Annotated in this window: 22 protein-coding genes and 4 pseudogenes; 22 read left to right on the forward strand and 4 right to left on the reverse strand. The window is 42.2% G+C overall.

What is annotated here, in order from left to right; translation table 11 throughout:
* Positions 1-65: 65 nt before the first annotated feature.
* The 4 genes from INP51_RS11010 to INP51_RS11025 form a co-directional block, all read right to left on the reverse strand.
* Positions 66-740 carry an MgtC/SapB family protein gene (locus INP51_RS11010; RefSeq protein WP_230406774.1) on the reverse strand — a complete coding sequence of 225 codons (675 nt, stop codon included), beginning with the start codon at positions 738-740 and terminating at the stop codon, positions 66-68.
* Between the two features lie 327 nt (positions 741-1,067).
* Positions 1,068-2,726 (reverse strand): S8 family peptidase, encoded by a 1,659-nt coding sequence (locus tag INP51_RS11015; RefSeq protein WP_230406775.1) that lies wholly within the window; start codon positions 2,724-2,726, stop codon positions 1,068-1,070.
* 76 nt (positions 2,727-2,802) lie between these two features.
* Positions 2,803-4,119 carry a sensor histidine kinase gene (locus INP51_RS11020; protein WP_193734901.1) on the reverse strand — a complete coding sequence of 439 codons (1,317 nt, stop codon included), beginning with the start codon at positions 4,117-4,119 and terminating at the stop codon, positions 2,803-2,805.
* Positions 4,116-4,868, reverse strand: coding sequence for a LytR/AlgR family response regulator transcription factor (locus INP51_RS11025; protein WP_193734902.1), 753 nt, complete (start codon positions 4,866-4,868; stop codon positions 4,116-4,118). The genes INP51_RS11020 and INP51_RS11025 overlap by 4 nt, the downstream gene beginning before the upstream one ends.
* Before the next feature lie 345 nt (positions 4,869-5,213).
* Between INP51_RS11025 and INP51_RS11030 the strand changes: the two genes are divergently transcribed.
* From INP51_RS11030 to INP51_RS11130, 22 genes and pseudogenes are all read left to right on the forward strand, one after another.
* Complete coding sequence (locus INP51_RS11030; RefSeq protein WP_329602301.1) at positions 5,214-6,167, forward strand: hypothetical protein; 954 nt, start codon at positions 5,214-5,216, stop codon at positions 6,165-6,167.
* A gap of 123 nt (positions 6,168-6,290) precedes the next feature.
* On the forward strand, positions 6,291-7,112 hold the full coding sequence (locus INP51_RS11035) for a ParA family protein (protein WP_193734903.1): 822 nt from the start codon (positions 6,291-6,293) through the stop codon (positions 7,110-7,112).
* A complete protein-coding gene (locus INP51_RS11040; RefSeq protein ID WP_193734904.1) occupies positions 7,069-7,992 on the forward strand; it encodes a ParB/RepB/Spo0J family partition protein in 924 nt (307 codons plus the stop codon). The genes INP51_RS11035 and INP51_RS11040 overlap by 44 nt, the downstream gene beginning before the upstream one ends.
* A 14-nt stretch (positions 7,993-8,006) precedes the next feature.
* The gene (locus INP51_RS11045; protein WP_193734905.1) at positions 8,007-8,321 is read left to right on the forward strand and encodes a DUF5720 family protein; all 315 of its coding nucleotides are present in this window, start codon (positions 8,007-8,009) and stop codon (positions 8,319-8,321) included.
* 57 nt (positions 8,322-8,378) lie between these two features.
* Complete coding sequence (locus tag INP51_RS11050) at positions 8,379-9,275, forward strand: DUF6017 domain-containing protein (protein WP_193734906.1); 897 nt, start codon at positions 8,379-8,381, stop codon at positions 9,273-9,275.
* A 75-nt stretch (positions 9,276-9,350) separates the two neighbouring features.
* A complete protein-coding gene (locus tag INP51_RS11055) occupies positions 9,351-9,704 on the forward strand; it encodes a DUF7768 domain-containing protein (protein ID WP_193734907.1) in 354 nt (117 codons plus the stop codon).
* A 70-nt stretch (positions 9,705-9,774) separates the two neighbouring features.
* Entirely contained in the window at positions 9,775-10,254 is a 480-nt protein-coding gene (locus tag INP51_RS11060; RefSeq protein ID WP_193734908.1) for a PcfB family protein, read from the forward strand.
* Positions 10,251-12,023: a VirD4-like conjugal transfer protein, CD1115 family gene (locus INP51_RS11065; RefSeq protein WP_193734909.1), complete on the forward strand. Its 1,773-nt coding sequence runs from the start codon at positions 10,251-10,253 to the stop codon at positions 12,021-12,023. Before INP51_RS11060 ends, INP51_RS11065 begins: the two co-directional genes overlap by 4 nt.
* 23 nt (positions 12,024-12,046) lie before the next feature.
* Positions 12,047-12,616: pseudogene (locus INP51_RS11070) on the forward strand (MT-A70 family methyltransferase).
* A 38-nt stretch (positions 12,617-12,654) separates the two neighbouring features.
* Positions 12,655-12,870 carry a Maff2 family mobile element protein gene (locus INP51_RS11075; RefSeq protein ID WP_193734911.1) on the forward strand — a complete coding sequence of 72 codons (216 nt, stop codon included), beginning with the start codon at positions 12,655-12,657 and terminating at the stop codon, positions 12,868-12,870.
* A 13-nt stretch (positions 12,871-12,883) separates the two neighbouring features.
* Positions 12,884-13,753, forward strand: a complete 870-nt coding sequence (locus tag INP51_RS11080) for a VirB6/TrbL-like conjugal transfer protein, CD1112 family (protein ID WP_193734912.1) — start codon at positions 12,884-12,886, stop codon at positions 13,751-13,753.
* Positions 13,754-13,776: 23 nt separating this feature from the next.
* Positions 13,777-13,872 (forward strand): annotated as a pseudogene (locus INP51_RS11085) (PrgI family protein); the annotation flags it as partial.
* Positions 13,872-15,740, forward strand: a pseudogene (locus tag INP51_RS11090) (VirB4-like conjugal transfer ATPase, CD1110 family); the annotation flags it as partial. The pseudogenes INP51_RS11085 and INP51_RS11090, both read left to right, overlap by 1 nt.
* 80 nt (positions 15,741-15,820) lie before the next feature.
* Positions 15,821-16,612, forward strand: coding sequence for a DUF6674 family protein (locus INP51_RS11095; protein WP_193734913.1), 792 nt, complete (start codon positions 15,821-15,823; stop codon positions 16,610-16,612).
* Between the two features lie 23 nt (positions 16,613-16,635).
* Entirely contained in the window at positions 16,636-17,370 is a 735-nt protein-coding gene (locus tag INP51_RS11100; protein ID WP_230406777.1) for a DNA-methyltransferase, read from the forward strand.
* A 4-nt stretch (positions 17,371-17,374) separates the two neighbouring features.
* Complete coding sequence (locus tag INP51_RS11105; protein WP_193734914.1) at positions 17,375-19,126, forward strand: C40 family peptidase; 1,752 nt, start codon at positions 17,375-17,377, stop codon at positions 19,124-19,126.
* 10 nt (positions 19,127-19,136) lie between these two features.
* Positions 19,137-19,388: a DUF4315 family protein gene (locus INP51_RS11110; RefSeq protein WP_193734915.1), complete on the forward strand. Its 252-nt coding sequence runs from the start codon at positions 19,137-19,139 to the stop codon at positions 19,386-19,388.
* The gene (locus tag INP51_RS11115; protein WP_193734916.1) at positions 19,375-20,112 is read left to right on the forward strand and encodes a DUF4366 domain-containing protein; all 738 of its coding nucleotides are present in this window, start codon (positions 19,375-19,377) and stop codon (positions 20,110-20,112) included. Before INP51_RS11110 ends, INP51_RS11115 begins: the two co-directional genes overlap by 14 nt.
* A 157-nt stretch (positions 20,113-20,269) precedes the next feature.
* The gene (locus tag INP51_RS11120) at positions 20,270-22,351 is read left to right on the forward strand and encodes a DNA topoisomerase 3 (protein ID WP_193734917.1); all 2,082 of its coding nucleotides are present in this window, start codon (positions 20,270-20,272) and stop codon (positions 22,349-22,351) included.
* A gap of 25 nt (positions 22,352-22,376) precedes the next feature.
* Positions 22,377-23,285: pseudogene (locus tag INP51_RS16520) on the forward strand (ArdC-like ssDNA-binding domain-containing protein); the annotation flags it as partial.
* Positions 23,286-23,504: 219 nt separating this feature from the next.
* Positions 23,505-24,806, forward strand: coding sequence for a YodL domain-containing protein (locus INP51_RS16525; RefSeq protein ID WP_408610549.1), 1,302 nt, complete (start codon positions 23,505-23,507; stop codon positions 24,804-24,806).
* Between the two features lie 2 nt (positions 24,807-24,808).
* A complete protein-coding gene (locus INP51_RS11130; RefSeq protein ID WP_193734919.1) occupies positions 24,809-25,039 on the forward strand; it encodes a transposon-transfer assisting family protein in 231 nt (76 codons plus the stop codon).

The raw sequence follows: 25,039 nt of genomic DNA on the forward strand, positions 1-25,039 counted from the left end.
TTCGTTCCGTGAACGAATCTTATGATCTTTGACGGTTATTTTTTGTAGCGAATGGTACTGATTTTTTACCCTCTTGTACTTTTCACAGCAATTACTTCCGGGTTTTTCGATAACAGTGAAACAAATTCCATCAGGCTTTGATCATTTCGCAAAATCAACTCGACGCTCAGTTCCAGTTCGGGCGGTTCTGCCTTTGTATAATTCAACTCGATAATCTCGGTTTGATACTCCTCATATCCCTGAAGGATTTCCTCAACTTTTCGGATATCGCCCCCCTCTTTCATCTTAAGTTTCACGATGTCTCGTTCCAGATCCCGGTTAAACGTATTCTTATGCATGATTACCTGAATCAGGATCACGAGAAACGTTGCTGCAATACCTATGTAGTACAGACCGCTTCCGATGGCCATCCCGATTCCCCCGGTTGTCCAGATACCAGCTGCCGTTGTCAGCCCGCTGACGACACGGTTTCTCATAAAGATATTTCCGGCTCCCAGAAAACCAATCCCACTTACAATCTGAGCCGCCACACGAGCTGCATCAAATTCCTCACTGTCATAAAATCCATATTTCGAGACAATTATAATTAATGCGGCACCGGCTGCCACGATGGAATGCGTGCGGATTCCCGCCTCCTTATTTCGATTGGTTCTCTCATATCCAATCACACTGCCGCAGACACAAGCCACAAGAATGCGCAAGATGTACTCCGACTGAACCATAAAATCTGCAAATGTCAAACTATATTCCTCCAACTAAAAGCAAGTTTTTTTCCAGTACTTTATTCAGCAAAAAACATCGAACGATATATTCTATATATTGAAAAGTACAAATCTAATTATACGTATGAAATTAAAAAAAACGGTATCCACAAGCAGCATCGAAACAACCGGTGCAAAGGGAATTTGTTTCTTCCTACTTGTCAGATGCCATTTTTTTACAACGAGGTGGATTACTGTAGAATAAGAATACCAAATTATAAGCATTTTCGACAATTGATGTAACGAACAACTTATTTTATGTAACAAAAAACAGTAAATCTCTGCAGCCGAGTAAAAAAACGCTTATCAGGTCAGGCTCTTAAGTGTTCCAAGTATATCTGCGACTCCATATCCCCAGATTGGATTGGGATAGATCATGGTATCCCATCTCGTGGCACCGCGAATCAGTAGTCTGCTGATGTCTCGTCCGGATATGGTTGTATAGTTGCCTCTTACGACTGCCCATTCCATCAGCATCGCAGCGATTCCGGCACTATGAGCGGCTGCTGCACCGGTTCCAGTCACACTTCCATATATATTATTGGGTACCGGACAAGTGAGTTCAAACCCTGGAGCCGCAATATCAGGGGTTACGACACCACTTGAGGTATATCCTCTGCTGGAAGTGATCAGGATACTGTCGCTGTTCTGATTATAGGCGGTCACAGTCAGTGGATTACGGGCATTGCCCGGAGCTGTCACAGTTACATAGGGGTCGGATTCCAGAAAAAATGTTTCCTCAGAGATCAAATTCCCCGAGGGGAGCCATGCGTCGAAATGAGAATACAAATTATCAATGGCAATCACCCGGATATTCCAGATACCGCTTTCTGCATTCTGAAACCTGATAAGGATCAGCTGATCGCCGGTTTCTTCCTCCATCATAATATTGTTGAGGTAGACTCTTGCAGGTTCGAATACGTAATGATATTCCACGCAACTATTAAACTTCGGATAGATCGGTTCTGTCCACTCACCGGAGGGCGACTGAATCTGCATTGCCAGTCTGCTCGGCGATTTCTGCCATATCTGCATCGAAAAGTTTTTATCTGAACTGCCGACACGAAGTTCAAACTCAGAAGATGCCTGACCCACCTCAAGCTCTCCCTGATAATGCCGTCGGCTGTTTGCCTCATTTCCGGCAGAAACGCACACTGCCACTCTGGGGGTGGTAGAAAGAATATTCAGATACACGGCAAGTGCGTCATTTCCATCATGATCTCCCTGGCTTGAACCTAAGCCGAGGCAGATCACCACGGGGCGATTTAGTCTCTGGGCAACGGACATAATATATTCAATGCCCATAAAGATATTCGACTCGGGATAACATAATACTGTATCATCAATCCCGAATATTCTTCGATTGTAGCGTTTTGCGGGGGCAAGTTTCACAACGACAAGTTCCGCATCGGGCGCCACGCCGGAAAAGTCTTTGATCAGATTGGGATGTCCTGCGGCAATACCCGCCAGCATCGTACCGTGACCATTCTCATCCGTGCTGGGTACGACCGTGAGCGGATCCGTATCACGCAGTGCCATATTGATCTCTTGCTTACCGTACTCCGCGCCAAAATTAAAGCGCGAAGGAGGTGTTCCATCCACAATCGTCTGATCCCAGATGGAAAATAAATGGGTGGTTCCGTCAGCGTTTAAGAATGCCTCATGCCGATAATCAATCCCGGTATCCACAAATCCGATTAACACCCCCTGCCCAAAAAGCGCCAGATTCGGATTTCTCTGAACAGCATTTACCCCCGACTTTTCCAGGCTGACCAACGAATTGAGCGTAAAGATGGAAGGGAAAATATGATACGGAAAACGATTGCCGAGCATACACATGTCAAACCGCTCCCCCGGAAGATGAATAACAGAATTCCGATCATTGATTCTGGTTACCTCATGTTTCCCGCTGAAATTATTCGCTAATGTATTATCAACCAGCAAATCCAGGTAATCTTCGTCCAATATTTTATGAATTGTATACCACTCCCTAAAAAGATATCAATATAAGATATGACACCAGGTCAAAAAATTATGTGTTTTAACATTTATCTTCGGGAACATGTATCCGCAGCAGAAAAGTTTTGTTTTCGGAATCATGGTCATACAGAACAAACCCTCCCGCATGTTCCACAATCTCTTTTACGATATCAAGTCCTAATCCATGTTCTTCTTTCTCATCTTTTACTGTTTTCAGTTTTCCGTCTTCCATCAATAGTTCCCCATTATAAGAATTCACAGCTTCCAGTACCAGCCACTGCTGATTCAAGCTGCTGGTAATCTCAATAAAACGCTCGTCTTGTGGTACTTTCTTACATGCCTCTACTGCATTGTGTGATATATTCGACAGGACCCGTATTTCATTCAAAGACAAAACTTTAGTATTCGGAGGAGTAAATACATGAAACTTATAGCGTATATTATTTTCCTCACATACATTTGCCAGATCCTGCATCATGGCATCCAAAACTACGTTATCGGAATATTTCCTGTGAACTTGAACTTTTTCCTGCATTTCATCATAGATATCGTCGATTAACTGGATCGCATCTTCGTTCTGCTGCTCCCGGATCAACACTTTGAGTGAAGTCATCATGGATTTATAATCATGCTTAAACTTTCGGAAACTCTCCGTGAATTTCTGATAGGAGTTGTAATGCCGCAGCTGCCTGGCGTATTGCTGTTCCAGCATTCTGCTCTTATACTTATAATCCAGTAATTCAATACTTCTGATTGACTGATAAATCGTAAAGACCAGCATACCAAGAGTCAATACATCCGTTACCAGAATGATGCCCATAAACCACAGACTGTTTACCGTCAGGAAACGCCCCAGATTCAATATTGCCAGATTGAGGGCAGCTACGAGTTCGAAAACAACAACCAGTTTTAACTGACCGCTGCTGGCTAAAAAAATCTTCATCCTGTCATCCGGGAGAAGTGTCCTGCGTATTCCTTCCCAGAAGACTAATCCAACAGAAAGTGCAATCAGAGTAACGGTATAATATCCTTCACTGTAAGATATCAAATCCTTTCCCCGAAAGAAGAATGTACCAACTGCCATAACGATTCCTCTCAGACCGTACGCACTTAATACACAAAGACCGCCTCCAAATGCAGCCTGTAAACGGCTCAGACCAGTTGAAAACAGCAGGCACAAAAACATAATGACCATAATAACCGGCAGATTCAGCCAGCTCAGATTAGTGATCCGCAAAATCACATACGCAACGGCTATCAACGGCAAAATAAAAAAAGAAAGAACCGTCTTGGATTTTGAGACAGGAAAGAGTTTTCTAAAATAAAAGGCAAAAGCATTATAGTATAAGAGAATCATAAGTGTTGCAGCATAAATCATAGTGGTTTCTCCTTACTTTTGTAAATATGCAAATTAGAAATATACTCTGAAAATGTCTCTTTTAAGGAACTAATGTAAGTACTCCCGATGGGAATTACTTCTCCCGTCTTTAATAATAGCTCCCTCTGTCGAAACATCGAGATGTAGGGCAAATGCACCAGGAAGGAACGATGAATGCGGACGAAGTCATGAGCAGATAGTTTGCTCTCAAGCTGTGACATACTGGCGTAGAACTCAACACTTTTCCCATCTTCACAGTGTAACGTTACCAGTCTTCGGTAAATCTCAAAATAGGAGATATCCCGGATCGGAACCACACTGGTCTTTCCATCAAACTCAAAAGAAAACAACTCGTCGTCTTTTTGGGTTGAAAGTTCCACAGCTCTTAGAAATGCACGTTCAAATTTAGATGAACTCGTATCGCCTTTTAGTAAATATTGAACCGCATTTACATCAAAGGCCTCATATACATAATCTTCATAGCTGGTCAGGAAAATAATCTGAGCTTTGCAATTGAGACCCCGCAGCTGCCTGGCTGTTTCCATTCCATCCATCTTGTCCATTAAGACATCCAGATAGATAATATCGACCTCCTCCGGTATATCCATATAGCGAAAGAGCAGGGATTCCCCGCTATAATAACAGGACAGTTCAATCTTCACCCGATTTTTTTCGGCTATCTGGCTGATTAAATCCGCATACATGCTCGCTGCATCCCTGTTATCATCGCATATAGCTACTTTTAACATACTCAAAATGACCTCCCTATCAATCTGCAGGAACCAATTGATAATGAAACGCAGGACCTTTTGACGCTGGTATCATAACAAATTGATTTTATACTTAAGGATACACCACTCATTGCCAACTATCAATACAAAATTTGCAGAGAAATCATCGCCAGGACTTAAAAATTTATCTTTTTTGAATATTGTCAGGCTTTTAACCCGATACTTGTATTCCTCTTTTAAACGCGTTATTTATTCATAATTCGACATGTTTCATTCATATTCGCGAACGTATTATATTTTATAAACATATAGTATAGTAGACAAAAGAAAAAAATCAGATTGAAAAGAAAGGAGCTATCAAAATTGATTTTCAAAAAGAAGGGCAATAGAAATTCTGATATGTCTGTAAGCGAATATGGATGCAGATCCTCATGCCGACCTTGTAATGCAGGTCCAACCGGGCCTATGGGGCCAAGAGGTCCCAGAGGATGTATGGGGCCTGCCGGACCAAGAGGACCTGTCGGACCTATGGGGCCTGCCGGACCTATGGGACCAAGAGGATTTGCAGGACCTGTTGGACCGACTGGACCTATGGGGCCAAGAGGATTTGCAGGTGCTACGGGTGCAACCGGGCCTATGGGACCGAGAGGATTTGTAGGACCTGTTGGACCCGCTGGGGCTGACGGGGCTACCGGGCCTATGGGACCGAGAGGATTTGTAGGACCTGTTGGACCCGCTGGGGCTGACGGGGCTACTGGACCTATGGGGCCTGCCGGCGCTGACGGCGCTACTGGACCTATGGGGCCTGCCGGCGCTGACGGCGCTACTGGACCGACCGGACCAACTGGGGCTAATGGGGCTACCGGGCCGACCGGGCCTGCCGGTGCTAATGGTGTTACCGGACCAACCGGGCCTGCCGGTGCTAATGGTGTTACCGGACCAACCGGACCTGCCGGTGCTAATGGTGTTACCGGACCAACCGGACCTGCCGGTGCTAATGGTATTACCGGACCAACCGGGCCTGCCGGTGCTAATGGTGTTACCGGACCAACCGGACCTGTGGGTCCCGCTGGGGCTGACGGCGCTACTGGACCTATGGGGCCTGCCGGCGCTGACGGCACTACTGGACCGACCGGACCAACTGGGGCTAATGGGGCTACCGGGCCGACCGGACCTACTGGCGCGGATGGACCTGTGGGACCGACTGGGGCTGACGGGGCCGCCGGACCTACTGGCGCGGATGGTGCTACTGGACCAACCGGTGCGGATGGACCTGTAGCACCGTCTATTTATGCTCAACCGCTGAAACCCGCATAAACAAAGGGTTTTACACAAAAATATAATATGATAAAGAACCGAATAACCACACCAAACGCTATCTATAAGGCAGACGAGCCGATTAGATGGCGTTTTTTTATACCCATTGGAGGTGAACAAAAATTGAATGCAAAAGTAATCGCTATAGCCAACCAAAAGGGAGGCGTTGGCAAAACAACTACTTGTGCCAACCTGGGTATAGGACTGGCACAAGAGGGAAAGAAAGTCCTACTGGCAGATTGTGACCCTCAAGGTAGCCTATCTATCAGCTTAGGCTATTCTCAACCGGACACACTCTCCACCACTCTTGCTACTGTAATGGGCAAGGTAATCATGGATATTCCTATTGAAAACAAAGAGGGTATTTTACGGCATGAGGAAAATGTAGACCTGCTCCCTGCTAATATTGAACTCTCTGGCATGGAAGTATCCCTCGTAAATGCCATGAGTAGGGAAACTGTCTTAAAGCAGTATCTTGATACAGTAAGGAAACAGTATGATTTTATCCTATTAGACTGTATGCCCTCTTTGGGTATGCTGACAGTCAATGCACTTGCCTCTGCTGATAGCGTTATTATTCCTGTCCAGGCACAATATTTGCCCGTAAAAGGTTTAGAACAGCTTTTGCAAACCATTGGAAAGGTGCGGAAACAGATTAATCCCCAATTAAAAATTGACGGTATTCTACTGACAATGGTGGATAACCGCACTAATTTTGCAAAGGAAATCAGTTCCTTACTTAGAGAAACTTATGGAGGAAGTATCAAGGTATTTGCAACAGATATTCCCCACTCCGTAAGGGCTGCTGAAATCAGTGCAGAGGGAAAAAGTATCTTTGCCCATGATCCTAAAGGTAAGGTTGCAGAGGGATATATAAATCTGACAAAGGAGGTGTTGAAAATTGAAAAGCTCCGCCAAAAACATAAAGCTGGCATCAGTCGATGACATATTTTCCACTGAGGAAAGCAGAACCGATGAGAAGTTAGAAAAAATAGTGGAACTTCCTTTAACAGAGTTGTTCCCATTCAAAGACCACCCGTTTAAGGTAATTGATAATGAGGCTATGTATGATACTGCTGAAAGTATAAAACAGTATGGTGTACTCGTTCCTGCTATTGTTCGCCCACGTGACGAGGGAGGCTATGAAATTGTGGCAGGACATAGGCGTAAAAGAGCCTGTGAAATTGCAGAACGTCCTACCATGCCTGTGATTGTTCGTAATCTTGATGATGATGCAGCTACTATTATCATGGTTGACAGTAATTTACAGAGAGAAAATATTCTGCCGAGTGAACGAGCCTTTGCCTTTAAGCTGAAATTAGAGGCTATTAAACGGCAAGGTGCAAGAACGGATTTAACTTCTACGCAAGATGAGCAGAAGTTATCTGCTGAAAAAGTTGGCAAAGACGCAGGGGTAGGTAAAGATACTGTCCGCAGATATATCCGATTAACAGAACTGATTCCAGAACTGCTTTCTATGGTAGATGAAAAGAAAATTGCTCTTAGCCCTGCTGTAGAATTGTCTTATCTTAAAAATGAGGAACAGATCAGCTTATTAGAGGCTATGGAAATGGAACAGGCTACCCCCTCTCAACCGCAGGCAAAACGGTTGAGGGAATTTAGCGAAAAAGGCAAATTAACCATTGAGGTTATGAGTGCTATTATGAGTGAGGAAAAGAAAGGGGATTTAGACAAAGTTACTCTTACAGCCGATAAAATCAAAAAATATTTTCCGAAAAGCTACACTCCACGGCAGATGGAGGATACTATCATCAAATTGCTTGAAGGCTGGCATAAAAAGCGGACACAGCAACAAGAACGATAGAAAGGAGTTTTCCTATGGATAAGAATAAAACCATTTTTCAACTACTTGATGAGGCTCGTAAACAATCGGGAGAACCACAGCTTACCGGGCATGACATTATGGCTTTGGAACGTTTTGACCCTGATGTTTCTCACATGATTGTATTTGATGTGTTGAGTCATTCTTCCCCTGTGGGAAATAAGGGCGAGCGTATGCGATTGTTTCTAACCGATGCAGGGTATCAAAAGGCATTAGAGAGCCAAAACCGAGAGGAAGTAAAAATCCTTAGACACGCCAAAATAGCAAGCGGTCATATCTTTTATGACCGAGGAAGTGAGCCAACACGCTGAGATAACCGCAAAATTGTCTGCGGCTTTTTTTATTTTCAGAGGAAAGGAGTGATGTGATTGGCAGTATTCAGAGTGGAAAAGACAAGGGATTACACGGTTATGGCTAACCATCATTTGAGAAATACCGAACTTTCCTTAAAGGCGAAAGGTTTATTATCTCTTATGCTTTCTCTGCCGGAAAATTGGGATTACACCACAAAAGGACTTTCCCTTATCTGTAAAGACGGAATTGACAGTATCAATGCCACGGTAAAAGAACTTGAGGCACATGGATATATAACACGCAGGCGTATCCGCAATGAAAAAGGGCAGCTTACCACAACGGAATACACGATTTTTGAACAACCTCAAAGCCCTGATTCTGCTGATATTCCACCTAAACGGGAAAATCCAATCTTGGATAACCCAATGTTGGAAAATCCAATCTTGGAGAAACCTGAACAGGGCGAGCCTATTTTGGGAAATCCCCACCAATTAAATACTTATAAATCAAATACAGATTTATTAAATAACGATATATTAAATCCTTATCAATCAAATCCTTATCCATCAAGTGCAGAGCCACAAAGAAAGATGGGATATGATTCGATTGGCTGTAACAGTGTAAATGAAGCAAGAGAATTAGTATTAGAAAACATTGAATATGAATACATCAAGCATAATCATGACAATGAACAGCTTAACGAAATTGTTGACCTTATGGTGGAAACTCTTTGCTCCACAAAAGACATTATTAATATTTCAGGTAACGATTACCCTGCACAGCTTGTTAAAGAGAAACTGTTACGGATCAACAGCCTACATATTGATTATGTGTTTGAGAGCCTGAGAAAGACTACCACCTATATCCGTAATATCAAGCGTTATCTGCTGACTACTCTCTTTAATGCACCCTCAACGATTGGCACTTATTATTCGGCACTGGTAAACCACGATTTATACGGAGATAGATAATGGCATTTTGCACCTGTTTTTTAGGAATAGCAAGATGCCTTTTTTTATGACCAAAATATGAAAGGAGTTTAGACAATGAAAAAACCTATGGCATACATTACAGCGGCTTGGAGCAGGAACGAGTTTGAAAATACCGAACAGGCGGCTAAATATTGCAGAAAAATCTATGAGGCGGGATTTACTCCCATGTGTCCCCTCTTGTTCCTGCCTCTTTATCTTAATGATGAAATTCCACAGGAGCATAAAGACGGGATTGATATGGCAAGGGATATGCTGCGGCGTTCCCGTGTTCTTGTAGTCTGTGGCGATTTGGTAGATGAAAACGTGAAAAATGACATAGCTATCGCTGAACGCTTACAAATTACCGCTACTACTCTTGAGGGCATTTTAACTGTTAAGGGTCAAGGGAGGGAAAAGAACAATGGCTGACTATTTGATAAGGCGGCTGTTTGTTCCGCCGTAACAAATCCTTTTAAATCTATGAAAGGAGGCATTTATCATGCAGGAAGAAGTTGAAAACAAAACCGTTGCCCTGGCTATAAATGGGGGTAAGCTGACAGTGCGTACACTAAGGGCGGCAATGCTGAAAGTCTTGGCAGAAATAGAGAAGAAAAATAAGGATAGCCCTAAAATCCCTCATGGCAAGCAGACAGTCAAAGAACTTGCCGAACAAAATCAAGGCATGAGTAACATTGAGGTAACGGATAAGAACATCAAAAGTTTTGAACGTGTGGCGAGGAAATACGGTGTAGACTTTGCTGTTAAAAGGGATAAGTCCGTTACACCGCCTAGATACCTCGTCTTTTTCAAAGGAAGAGATGCCGATGCCATTACTTCTGCTTTTACTGAGTTTACCGCAAAAACAGTGAAGAAAGCGGCAAGACCCTCTGTATTGGCACAGCTTAAAAAGTTTTCTGAACTTGTGAAGAACTCTATCACTGACAGGGTAAAAAACAGGGAAAAGGAGCAAAGCCGATGAATACAAAGCTGAAAAAACTTCTTATCCTAAATATCCCCTATCTGTTTCTTGCACTGTTCTTTACAAAGGTATCGCAGGCATGGCGGTTTGCCGCAGGCTTTGAAGTAGATGACAAAATCTTAAATCTAACAGACGGCTTTTCATTTGCATTTAAAAGCCTACTTCCGAGCCTGCACCCGCGGGATTTACTGGTTGGTATTCTGTTTTCTGCTATAATCCGCCTTGCTGTTTTTATAAAGGGAAAAAATGCTAAGAAATACAGAAAAGGTATAGAGTATGGCTCTGCAAGATGGGGCAAAGCCGAAGATATTCGCCCTTTTGCAGACCCTATATTCCAAAACAATGTGATACTGACACAGACGGAACGCCTCATGATGTCAAGCCGACCAAAAAAGCCTAAGAACGCAAGAAATAAAAACGTGCTGATTGTAGGCGGTTCCGGCTCTGGTAAAACAAGATTTTGGTTGAAACCCAATCTTATGCAGTGCCATAGTTCCTATGTGATAACTGATCCGAAAGGCAGCATTGTTGTGGAGTGTGGGAAGTTGCTACAGCGTGAGGGCTATAAAATCAAAATCCTTAATACCATCAATTTTAAGAAGTCCATGCACTACAATCCTTTTACTTATATTAAGAGTGAAAAGGACATATTGAAACTCGTTACTACTCTTATTGCTAATACCAAAGGCGAGGGAAAGGCAGGCGATGATTTTTGGGTAAAGGCAGAAACTTTGCTTTACACGGCTCTTATTGGATACATCTATTTTGAGGCTCCCGAACATGAACAGAACTTTTCTACCTTGATTGAATTTATTAACGCCTCTGAGGTACGGGAAGATGATGAAGATTTTAAAAATCCTGTGGATTTAATGTTTGATGCCTTAGAAGAAAAAGACCCGCAACACTTTGCCGTGAGGCAGTACAAGAAATATAAACTGGCGGCAGGAAAAACAGCGAAGTCGATTCTGATTAGCTGTGGTGCGAGGTTAGCCCCCTTTGATATTAAGGAACTGCGTGAGTTGACTGCTTACGATGAAATGGAACTGGATACCCTGGGGGATAGAAAAACTGCCCTGTTTATTATCATCAGCGATACAGACGATACTTTTAATTTTTTAGTATCTATGGCATATACACAGCTTTTCAATCTGCTCTGCGACAAGGCTGATGATGTATACGGGGGTAGACTTCCCGTTCATGTTCGCTGTCTGATTGATGAGGCAGCCAATATTGGGCAGATTCCAAAACTGGAAAAATTAATGGCAACCATTCGCTCAAGGGAGATTTCTGCCTGCCTCGTTCTACAGGCACAGAGCCAGTTAAAGGCTCTCTACAAAGATAATGCCGACACGATTGTGGGCAATTGCGACAGTATGATTTTTCTTGGGGGAAAGGAAAAAACTACCCTCAAGGATTTATCAGAAACCCTCGGTAAAGAAACCATTGATATGTTTAACACTTCTGATACCAGAGGGTCACAAAGAAGTTACGGGCTTAATTATCAGAAACTAGGAAAGGAGCTGATGAGTATAGATGAACTTGCTGTCATGGATGGAGGTAAGTGCATTTTACAGCTTAGAGGTGTTCGCCCGTTCCTCTCCGATAAGTACGATATTACACAGCACCCCAATTACCGATACTTATCGGATTTTGATAAAAGAAACACCTTTAATATTGAAAAGTATCTGTCCACAAAACTAAGGCTAAAGCCTGATGAGGTCTATGATGTTTACGAAATCGACCTTACAGACGAATCCGAAACCGCATAACTGCGGTTATTTTTTTAGTCAAAATTGAAAGGAGTGATTTATTGAACTACAACATTGTTTATGCCGATCCGCCATGAAGGTATCAACAGAGTAAAGGACAAGGTGTTGCTGAAAATCACTATTCAACAATGAAACTTGAAGATATATGTAGCCTGCCGATTTCTTCTATCGCTGATAAAGATTGTGCTTTATTTTTATGGTCGACATTCCCTATGATTCCAGAGGCGTTAAAAGTGATGAGATCATGGGGATTCACTTACAAAACCGTTGCCTTTGTATGGATTAAGCAAAACAGATCAGGAAATGGTTTCTTTTCTGGACTTGGACACTGGACACGTTCCAATGTTGAAATCTGTTTACTTGGAATAAAGGGTAAGCCGAAAAGAATTTCCAAAAAGGTACATCAGCTTATTATCAGCCCATTGGAACGACATAGCAAAAAGCCTGATATTGTCAGGGAAAAGATTGTTGAACTTATGGGAGATATTTCTCGGATTGAATTGTTTGCCAGACAATCAGTGAAAGATTGGGCTGTTTGGGGAGATGAGGTGGAAAATGATATCTCATTGAAAGTAAGTGATAAAGAAATTTGATTTGAACATTTAAAACAACAAATTAGGAGGATTTAATTATGGGATTTTTTAATTCAGCAGTAGATGTACTTCAGACACTTGTTGTCGCTCTTGGAGCAGGACTTGGAATTTGGGGTGTTATCAATTTGCTTGAGGGATACGGTAATGATAACCCTGGTGCAAAAAGCCAGGGAATGAAACAGCTTATGGCGGGCGGTGGCGTAGCACTGATCGGCATGACACTTGTTCCCCTGCTTTCTGGCTTGTTTGGTTAAAAGGTAATACCCTATGCAAAGCATCATCGACAGTATTACCGAATGGCTTAAAGAGATGTTAGTCGGCGGTATTACGGGAAACTTATCGGGGATGTTCGATAACGTCAACCAAAGTGTTGGCGAAATCGCAGGGGAAGTAGGAAAGACACCGTCAGCGTGGAATGGCGGTGTCTTTTCTATGATACAATCCCTCTCCGACACCGTGATTATACCAATCGCCGGTATTATCCTGACCTTTGTGATGTGCTACGAACTGATACAAATGGTCATTGAGAAAAACAATCTCCACGATATTGATACCTTTATGTTTTTTAAGTGGATTTTCAAAACCTTTATTGCTGTGATGATTATTACTAACACCTTTAACATCATTATGGGAATTTTCGATGTATCACAGCACATCGTATCCAACGCCGCTGGCGTGATTATTTCAGACACTAGCATAGACATTGCCACGGTCATAGCAGATATGGAAACCCGCCTCATGGAAATGGAACTCGGTTCATTGCTTGGCATCTGGCTGCAAAGTATGTTTGTGGGACTGACCATGTACGCCATGAATATCTGTATTTTTATCATTATCTATGGGCGTATGATTGAGATTTATCTCATGACTTCCCTTGGGGCAATTCCCTTTGCCACTATGACAAATCGTGAGTGGGGAGGCATGGGACAGAACTATTTGAGATCCATGTTGGCACTTGGCTTTCAAGCCTTTCTCATTATGGTGTGCGTAGGAATCTATGCAGTATTAGTACAATCCATTGCCATAGACAGTGACATTATGGGGGCTGTTTGGACTTGTGTAGGCTACACGGTTCTTTTGTGCTTTACCCTATTTAAAACTGGATCACTGGCAAAGAGTATTTTCAATGCTCACTAGGGGCAGAACGGAAGGAGGATTTTATGGCTTATGTACCTGTTCCAAAGGATTTAAGCAACGTGAAAACAAAGGTAATGTTCAACCTGACGAAAAGACAGCTTATCTGCTTTTCTCTTGGAACGGACTTAAAAGGATTGGTGTCGCAGTAGAGTCCCTTGACGGTAAGGAACGCTTAAAACTCTGCCATAACATGATAAGAATGGATGGGAATGATCCATTTCGCTTTGATTGGAAATGGCTTGTACCATCAGGATTGTCTACTAAAGATTTCATTGCTCCATCTTCTTTTGAGTTTCGTGAAGGCAGGACATTTAAAACAGGCAGTAAATATGGTGCTGTATCCTTTTTGCAGATACTAGCCCCTGAACTCAATGACAGGGTACTTGCTGACTTTCTCGATATGGAAAGCAACCTGTTAATTACTATGCACATTCAGTCTGTTGACCAGACAAAGGCAATCAAGACCATTAAAAGAAAGATTACAGACCTTGATAAAATGAAGATTGAGGAACAGAAAAAGGCAGTCCGTTCCGGCTATGACATGGATATTATCCCCTCTGACCTTGCTACCTATGGCGGAGAGGCAAAAAAACTTCTTGCTGATTTACAGAGCCGAAATGAGCGAATGTTTCTCATGACTTTTCTTGTAATGAATACTGCTGACACGAAACAACAGCTTGAGAATATCGTATTTCAGGCATCGGGAATTGCCCAAAAACACAACTGTTCTTTAGTAAGATTGGACTTTCAGCAGGAACAGGGATTTATGTCCTCTTTACCTCTTGGTTTCAATCAGATAACCATTCAGCGAAGTTTGACTACTTCTGCTACAGCTATTTTTGTTCCCTTTACTACACAGGAACTATTTCAATCAAATGGAGAGGCTTTGTATTATGGCTTAAATGCTCTAAGCAATAACCTCATCATGGTAGACCGAAAGAGGCTGAAAAATCCCAACGGCTTAATTTTAGGAACACCCGGAAGTGGTAAGTCCTTTTCTGCAAAACGAGAAATTACAAACATCTTTCTTATAACTACCGATGACATTATCATCTGCGATCCGGAGGCAGAGTATTATCCCCTCGTCAACCGCCTAAACGGACAGGTAGTAAAAATCTCCCCTACAAGCACGGATTATGTGAATCCAATGGATATTAACTTAAATTACAGCGAAGATGAAAGCCCTCTATCCCTGAAATCCGATTTTATTCTGTCTTTATGTGAATTGGTTGTAGGCGGAAAAGAGGGCTTACAGCCAGTGGAGAAAAGTATCATAGACCGCTGTGTCCGTTTGGTTTATGCCGATTATCTGGCAGACCCCATACCCGAAAAGATGCCTATTTTAGAGGACTTATACAATGCCCTTGAAAATCAGGGAGAAAAAGAGGCACAGCACATCAGAGCAGCCCTTGAAATTTATGTAAGAGGTTCACTCAATGTGTTTAACCACCGCACCAATGTGGACATTACAAATCGCTTGGTCTGTTTTGACATTAAGGAGTTGGGAAAACAGCTTAAAAAGTTAGGTATGCTTGTGGTTCAGGATCAGGTTTGGAACAGGGTAACGGTAAACCGTGCTGAAAAACGTGCCACCCGTTACTACATGGATGAGTTTCATTTGCTCCTGAAAGAAGAACAAACAGCGGCTTACAGCGTGGAAATCTGGAAAAGGTTTCGTAAATGGGGAGGTATCCCAACGGGTATTACACAGAACGTCAAAGACCTGCTATCCTCTCGTGAAGTGGAAAATATCTTTGAAAACTCTGATTTCATCTATATGCTCAATCAAGCGTCAGGGGACAGACAAATTCTTGCGAAACAGCTTAATATATCCCCTCATCAGCTTTCCTATGTAACCCAATCTGGCGAGGGCGAAGGATTATTGTTTTATGGAAATGTAATACTCCCGTTTGCCGATAAGTTCCCGAAAGATACAGAACTTTACCGCATTATGACCACTAAACCGAATGAATCGGAAAAGGATTAGAAGTGCTGTTATTGTAGCGAGTTTGGAATATAGGATATACACAGAACCCATATAAACACAGGAAAGAAAGGAGAAATAACATGAATGAAACATTGACAATCCCATTGGGGGAACAGGAACATTTGAAAGAATTTTTTAAGGTGTTGACCGATCAGGGCAGAGGGCAGGAAGTCATAGAACTTTCTTCCCTACTGTCACAGCTAAACCAAATGGAAAAACAGTATACGGAGGTATTAAACGAATTAAAGACGGTAAAAAGTCAGCTATCTAATATTCAGGAAAAAGGAATTAAAACATCTGCTATAAATGGAGTGTTAAAGCTACAAGAAAAAGTAACAAAGGCGAAAAATCAGCTTGAGCATATCAAAGTGGATATTTCCGATAGCGTAAAGCAAAGCCTTTCTCTTATAAAACAGCAAGGAATTTCTGCCTTAAATAAAGCGGTGGATTTTATTGGACTGAGAAAAACACTTACTGATATGAGGGAAAATCTGAACACTTCAATTTCTCAAACCCAGAAACAGATTGACAAGATTAATGCTATAGGGAGCGAACTTCACTCTTTAAATGAGCATACCAGTAATTTAGGGCGTGTCCTTACCGGAAGAGAAACAAAGGAATTGACCCAAAGGAACGAGGACAAAGGGATATTGGCTGTTGTTGCAAAACAGTTAAAACACTCTAAATCTATGTTAGAGGGAATGGTGCAAAGTGTGACCCATGCCATAAAAATAGTTGACCGCTTAGAGCAAGCGGCGAATAAGGATAAAGAAAAAAAGCCATCTGTCCGAGCCGAGTTAAAGGGAAATTCACAGAAAGAGCCTGTAAAAAAAGCCCCTGTCACGCAGAAAAAGCAAGGTATGAGTTTGTAATGGCTGTATATCACATGGACTGCATGGGACTGTTATCAAAAATTCCTGACGGGTATGTATCCATGATATTGACTGACCCACCTTACGGAATATCCTATCAAAATCACTTTACTAATCAGACACACCCTTTAATCATAGGCGATGATGGAATCAATTATAGACTGTTTGCAAAGGAGTGTTATAGGATTTTACAAGATAATGCCCATGCTTATTTTTTCACTCGGTTTGATTGCTACCCTTACCACTATGAATGTTTAAAGCAGGCAGGATTTACAATAAAAAACTGTTTAGTAGTGGAAAAGGGAACGCTTGGAGGCATTGGCGATCTACACGGGAGTTTTGCCAATAATGCGGAATGGATTATCTTCTGCCAAAAAGGGCGTAGGAAGTTTAATCAAACTACTCTATTAAAAAATCGGAAACCGGAGGGAACAAAACCCAGTGCAAATAGACAGCCCACTAAAAAATATAAGACAAGGTTTAGTGCCTGTTGGTTTGGTAGTGAATACCCAAAAGCAACATACAATTCTACATGGCAAAAGAAAAATGGAATCTACCACCCATCTATTAAAAATGTAGAGTTCCTATCATGGCTCATTCAGCTTTCAAGCAATCCAGGAGAATTGATCTTTGACGGATTTATGGGAACCGGAAGTACCGCTCTAGCCGCAATTTTGAATGGAAGAAAATATTTAGGTGCAGAAATCAGCAAGAAATACTATGAAATAATTCAAAGTCGTATTAAGGAAATGAGGTGAAGTTATGGCAAAAATACCGTTCCGCCCTGCGGGTAAGGTGTCACGGCTTACTTTTACAGAGGAAGAACGCTCTGACCCAACCCTTGAAGAACCGCTGAAAAAGGCAGAAAAAGCGGCGGATAAATTGGAAAAGGCACAGGCAAAAATCCCAAAGAAAAAGAGCCTTGCGAAAGAACGCACTTTTGATGCCGATACTGGCAAAACAAAGGTGCGTTTGTATTTTGAGGAAATAGATAAGCCAAAGCCACCATCTAAGTTGTCCTCTACCATTAAGACCATTCCACAAAAAGAACTGCTTAGTAAAATCCATAAGGAAATCCGTGAGGGCGAACAGGACAATGTGGGCGTTGAGGCAGCACATAAGACGGAACAGGGAGCAGAATTTGGGGCAAGACGGGTACAAAGTGCCTACCGCAGTCACAAATTAAGACCTTACCGTCAGCTTGCCAAAACGGAAAAGCAGACTGTCAAAGCCGAGGTCAATTACCTATATCATAAGCATTTGAGGGATACTCCTGCCTCGATTACTAATCCCTTTTCACGTTGGCAGCAAAAGCGGACAATTAAAAAGCAATATATTGAATATCGCTATGGAAAAGGTGCTAAAACAGCACATCAGGCGGCTAAAAATACAAAGGAGGCAGTTCAAAAGACGGCAAGTGCTGCTGAGAAAATCACACAGTTTATAGCCAGTAACAAAAAGGGGATATTGATCGCTCTTGGAATTGGGGCAGTCCTTATGTTTTTGATAAGTGCGGTTTCTTCCTGCTCCATTATGATGGAGGGCGGTTTTCAAAACGTAGTGGGAACTTCCTACACTTCTGAAGATGAGGACATTGTTGCCGTTGACGAGGATTATACCTCATTAGAGCGGGCATTGCAGGCACGGATTGACAGTATTGAAAGTGAATATCCCGGCTATGACGAATACCAGTACCACTTAGACGAAATCGGGCATAACCCCTTTACCCTAGCCTCTTACCTGACAGCAAAGTTACAGATATATAAAAGGTCTGAGGTACAGTCAGAGTTAAGAGCCTTATTTGACCAACAATACACCCTCTCTGTCCGGGAAGAAGTACAAGTACGTTACCGAACAGAAACATATACGGACACATGGACAGACGATGAGGGCAATACCCATAGTGACAGCTATACAGAAGAAGTACCTTATGATTACTACATTCTTCATATCACGTTGAGAAATAAGGACATCAGTATTCTTGCCACAAATAATCTGACTGATGAACAAAACAAAATGTTTGCCGTGTATATGGAAACACAGGGCAACAAACCTTACTTGTTTGAGGGCAATATCTATGCTCCGGGCAAAGGCGAATACACAGACTATGATATACCGCCCGATGCACTGACTAACCCCGACTTTGCTGCCCTTATCAGAGAGGCAGAAAAGTATCTAGGATATCCTTATGTGTGGGGAGGCAGTTCTCCAAGTACCAGTTTTGACTGCTCTGGCTTTGTGTGTTGGGTACTGAGGGAATCCGGTGTCTATAACATTGGGCGAACCACAGCACAAGGCATTTTTAATCAAGCGGCTAAAATCCCACCCAATGAGGCAAGACCCGGCGATATTATCTTTTTCACTGGCACTTATGCCAGTGACGGTGCAGTATCTCATGTGGGCATTTACGTGGGAAACGGAATGATGATCCACTGCGGAAATCCCATACAGTATGCCTCTGTAACCACTCCTTACTGGACAGAGCATTTCTATGCTTATGGGCGTTTAAATTAGGAGGAATATTATGAGTAAAAAAAGAGAAAAAATCATTTCGGAAATTTCAAAGACCAAAGAGAAAATTGCGGAACTACAAGAAAAACTCCGTGAACTGGAACAACAGAAAATGGAGATTGAAAATACGGAGATTGTTGCACTTGTCCGCAGTACCAAAATGAATACCAGTGAATTATCTGAATTTTTAAAGGCGTATCGTGAGAAAAACGATGCGTCTTTTTTCAATCAGGAACAGGAGGAAACCACACATGAAGAACAATAAAATTCGTATCTTTACTGCCTTGTTTGCAGTAGTCATCTGCCTTTCCATCTTCCCTGCCACAGCCTTTGCAGGAGGTGGCGAAGAAGAAATTCCGGTTATCCCTGAAGTGACAGAAACACCAGAGCCAAAGCCTGACCCTGTTCCTCTCACTCCTGACGGGAACCTGACCCTTGTAGATGATGTTACCGGAGAAACAGCCGAAGATAAACAGTTTGTGACCCTTGTTTCCAAAAACGGAAACTACTTTTACTTAGTCATTGACCGGGCGGGCGATAAGGAAAATGTCTATTTCTTAAATCTTGTAGACGAGGCAGATTTACTTGCACTGATTGAGGGAGAAACCCCAAAACAGCTAGAAACTTCACAGGTGTGCAGTTGTACCGACCTTTGTGAAAACGGAAAGGTAGACCCTAACTGCTCCCTTTGTAAGAATGACCTGACAAAATGTACCGGAAAGAATACAACCTCTACCCCTGCTCCTGAGCCAAAAGAGGAAAAAAGCAAAGGCATGAACGGGACACTTCTTCTCCTACTGATTGTAGGCATGATTGGCGGCGGTGCATTTTACTATTTCAAGGTGTTGAAAAATAAGCAGAATACTAAAGGCAACACTGCACTGGAAGAATATGATTTTGATGATGAGGACACTGAAACTGATGAGGAGGAATATGAGGAAGAATACGAAACCGAGGATAAAGAAAAAAGCGAGGCTGACAGCCTATGACCTACTTTACGGATAGTATTTATGAAAGAATGATGATGCAAAAGCCAAAATACGGGCGGGAGAAAACAACTCCCGCCTCTGACGAAAAGAACCCTGAAAAAAAGGATAAACCGAGTAAAGAGCCTATCCCCAATTCACAAAAAAGGAGCGTGAAAGAATGAAGTTAGTAATAGCAGAAAAACCATCTGTGGCACAGAGCATTGCTGCTGTTATCGGTGCTGCGGTCAAAAAAGACGGTTATATGCAGGGAAATGATTATCTTGTAACATGGTGTGTGGGGCATTTGGTGGAACTTGCCTCTGCTGATTCCTACAATGAGAAATATGCTAAGTGGCAGTATGAGGATTTGCCTATCCTGCCCTCTGATTGGAAGTATGTCACATCAAAAGGCAAAGAAAAACAGATGAAAATTATCGGGGAGTTGATGAAACGAACCGAGGTTACGGAATTGGTAGCTGCTACTGACGCAGGGCGTGAGGGAGAACTCATTTTCCGCTTGGTATATGAAAAACTCTCTTGCAAAAAACCTGTAAAAAGACTATGGATTTCCTCTATGGAGGAAAGTTCTATTGACGAGGGATTCCGTAATCTCCGAAATGGATCAGACTATGAACTGCTGTACCAGTCTGCCTTGTGCAGAGCCAAAGCAGACTGGATTGTAGGTATTAACGCTACCAGACTGTTTTCTGTCCTCTATGGTCAGACCTTAAATGTAGGCAGGGTTATGTCCCCGACCCTTGCCATGATGGTGGAGCGTGAGGAAAATATATCTGCTTTTCGTGTAAAGCCTTTCTATACAGTGCAGCTTGATTTAAGCGGTTTTATTGTATCAGGAGAAAAACTTCAGGACAGGAAAGAGGCTGAAACTTTACAAAATGCCTGTGACGGTCAGAATGTTACCATTGAAACAGTAGAACGCAAAGAAAAGTCAGAAAAGCCGCCGAAACTCTATGACCTCACTACATTGCAAAGAGAGGCAAACAGACAGCTTGGTTTTACCGCAGAGCAGACGCTCGAATACGTTCAGAGCCTTTATGAAAAGAAACTTGTAACTTATCCCCGTACAGACAGCCGTTACTTGACGGAGGATATGAAAGATAGTGTTCCTGCTGTGGTAGAAACTATAGCAGGATTTTTTTCGCTCCAAAATCCACCAGTGAACATGGCACAGGTCATAGATAACAGTAAGGTATCCGACCATCATGCGATTATCCCCACCAGGAGCGTAAAGGGGTGCGACATTCATTCGCTGCCTTTTGGGGAACAGGAAACTTTAATGCTCATTGTTCTGCGTTTGGTTTGTGCTGTGGGAGAAAGCTGTCATTATGCAGAAACCGTAATAACAGCAAAGTGTAACGGTGTGGTATTCAATGCAAAAGGAAAAACTACTCTTGATAATGGGTGGAAAGCGGCTGAAATTCTCTACTTTGCAAGAAAAAAGGAGCAGACACAAGAGGAAAAAGATACAGCCCTGCCGCCTGTTGACCAGGGAGAAGTCTTTTCTGCCAAAGCAACCATCAAGGAGGGCAAGACCAGTCCCCCTAAACATTTTACAGACGATACTTTGCTTTCTGCTATGGAAAATGCAAATAACGCAATGGAAGATACTGAACGTAAAGGGATTGGTACTCCCGCTACTCGTGCAGGGATTTTAGAAAAACTCATCAAAACAGGACTGGCAGAGCGTAAGGGAGAAAAAAAGACAAAGCATTTTATCCCAACACAAAAGGGCACTTCTCTTATCACTGTGTTGCCGGAAGCAATTAAGTCCGTGCAGCTTACTGCTGAATGGGAGGAACAGTTAAAACAGATTGAACATGGAACACTCTCTCCACTGATCTTTTTAGATGGTATATCCCACATGACAAAAGACCTTGTATCCACCTATGAAATTATCAAAGGTACAGATATTCTTTTTTCCTCAAAAACTCAAAGCATAGGGCAATGCCCTCGTTGTAAAGGTTCTGTTGTAGAAAATAAGAAAGGCTTTTGCTGTGAAAACAGGGATTGCGGTTTTGCCCTATGGAAAGAAAGTAAGTTTTTTACGGCAAAGAAAAAGACTTTGACAAAAACCATTGCTACAGACCTGTTGAAAAAAGGCAGAGCCAGTTTGACAGGATGCTATTCCGAAAAGACGGGCAAGACTTATGATGCCATTATCATTCTTGATGATACAGGCGGTCAGTATGTGAATTTTAAAATGGATTTTCCTGCGAAAAAAGAGGCAAGAAATAAATGAGTGAAGAAACTGACATCAAAGCAACGATGAAAGGAGCATGGATATGGCAGACAATAGTAAAACCAAAGAACGGTTAAAAGAGATTACAGACAGCATTGAAAGCGGTATAAAGGAACTTTTTGAAAGTGATAAATATCGGCAGTATCTACGCACTATGTCACGCTTTCACAGCTATTCCCTGAATAATACAATACTTATTGCTATGCAGAAACCTGATGCTACTCTTGTAGCAGGATTTAACAAATGGCGTGATCAGTTTTCCCGCAATGTAAAAAAGGGAGAACAGAGCATTAAAATCATTGCTCCTACCCCCTATAAGATAAAAAAAGAACAGGAAAAAGTAGACCCTGTGACAAAGGCTCCTATGCTTGACGCAAACGGTAAGGTGCAGACAGAGGAAGTAGAAATTAAAATCCCCATGTATAAGGTAGTATCAGTGTTTGATGTTTCCCAAACAGACGGGAAACCACTTCCCACCCTTGCTGAAAACCTGACTGGTAATGTAAAACATTTTGATATTTTTATGGAGGCATTAAAACGTTCTTCCCCCGTGCCTCTATTCTTTGATAAACTGCCAGAAGATACAGACGGGTATTTTAACGCTGACAAACAGTATACAGCCATTCGTGAGGGCATGAGCGAAATACAGACGATTTCGGCTACAATCCATGAGATTGCCCATTCAATATTGCACAACTATGAAAAAGAAAGACAGGAAAAGTTACGGTCTGATGAAAATGCAGAGCCAGTAAAACCCAAAGACCGCCGTACTGAGGAAGTAGAGGCAGAAAGTATTTCCTTTGCTGTCTGCTCCTACTATGGTATTAAAACCAATGAAAACAGTTTCGGTTATATTGCCTCTTGGAGTAAAGGTAAAGAATTACCTGAACTGCGTTCCTCTCTGGAAACCATCAATAAAACTGCCTCGTCATTGATTGGGGATATTGACCGACACTTTGCGGAGATTGCCAAAGAACAGGGTATCGACCTGTCTGCGGAACAGGTAGAACCGCCTACTTACTATCTGACAGCAGATAAAGTTAAAAGCATACTAACTGGTTATGGAATAGATGGCAAACTGTTATCACAAGAACAGGAATTATTGATGGAAAGGATAGGTATGCTCGCCAACCGTATTAATAATGAGTTGATTATGTGGCAAAGCGACCATACAAAAGGATATGTTCCTGCTGACATAGAACGAGATATTGTTGAACAGCATATCACAGATTTAAACCTTGAACTTTCCCCTGAGTATTTAGCCTATCAAATGGGGGACTTCTATTTTTCCATTCAAACAGTTGAAGATGGCTATGATTACTCCATTTATGATAAGGACTACAATCTCCTTGATGGAGGTGTCTACGATAACCCTGATATTTCTATTTACAGAGCAATGGATTATATCTTAGATGATGAGCCTGCATTGGATTTTTCTATTTCAATAGATATTGATTATGAAGGATTAACGGAAAGAGCGGATAAAGCTTGGCAAGAAAACGTTACAGCAAAAAAGCATGAGGTTTTATCCGACACTCCCATGCAGGAGCATACTTACCCTCTGCCTGACCCTGACATAAGCATTTCAGACCGCAATTCCTATGGCTATTTAGACGATGAAATGCTGCCCCTTTCAAGAGAACGTGCAGCCGAACTGTTTGAACAGGATTTAACTGTATATATGCTCTATGAGGATAATACCGAGGCGATGGCATTTGACCAGAAAGATATAGACAGTCATGGCGGTATCTTTGGAATGGAACGTTCTGATTGGATTGCCTTTCATGACTTTGAGAAAATGAAAATGTCTGAAAAATTCTCTGTACCGGAATTGGAGCAAAGGCTTTTAGAAAGTCCTGCCGATGCCTTTGCTATTTATCAGCTTAAAGATGGCGAGGATTTGAGAGATTATCGTTTTGAACGATTGGAACGGCTGCAAAGTAAAGGATTATCCGTGGAGCATGGCAATTATGAGTTGATATATACTGCACCTTTGAATGACTTTAACGGAAACCAGAGCCAAACTCTTAGCAGGCTCAACGAGCAGTTCAATATAGACCACCCTGCCGATTTTAGAGGGCATTCCTTATCGGTCAGTGACATAGTTGCACTAAAGGTAAATGGTAAGGTATTCTTTCACTATGTTGACAGCTATGGATTCGCTGAACAGCCTGACTTTCTTCCTCAAAATAACTACCTGGAAACCGCTGAAAAGTCTACTGAACAAAATTACAATCAGATAGATGGCATTATCAATAATCAGCCTACCGTGGGGGAACTGGAACAGACCGTAAAGGCAGGCGGTCAGATTTCCCTTTTAGATCTCGCCCGTGCCGTGCAGGAGGATAAAAAGGAAAAGCGAATTTCCGTGGTGGAACAGCTTAAAAACCAATCGACTGGAAACAAAGAAAAACAAAAAACAGCACCTTACATGAGTGCAGAAATGGAGCGATGAATATGAGCAAATTTAATGTAGAAGAAACGAATTTAATGTGTATCTATAACACTGGCTCAAGGTCAGGTTTGCTTTCTGAACTTACTCAAATGCAGACCCATTTAGAGCCAGACGAAAGAGAACTTTTAGAACTGACCCAATCCGTTGTAGATAAGCTGAATACCATGAGTGATGATGAATTTGACAGCATTACGGGAGAACTGATTGCTGATTTTGAGGAACAGGAGGACTAA

The organism is Blautia liquoris (assembly GCF_015159595.1).
In the GTDB taxonomy this organism is placed as follows: Bacteria; Bacillota; Clostridia; order Lachnospirales; family Lachnospiraceae; genus Novisyntrophococcus; species Novisyntrophococcus liquoris.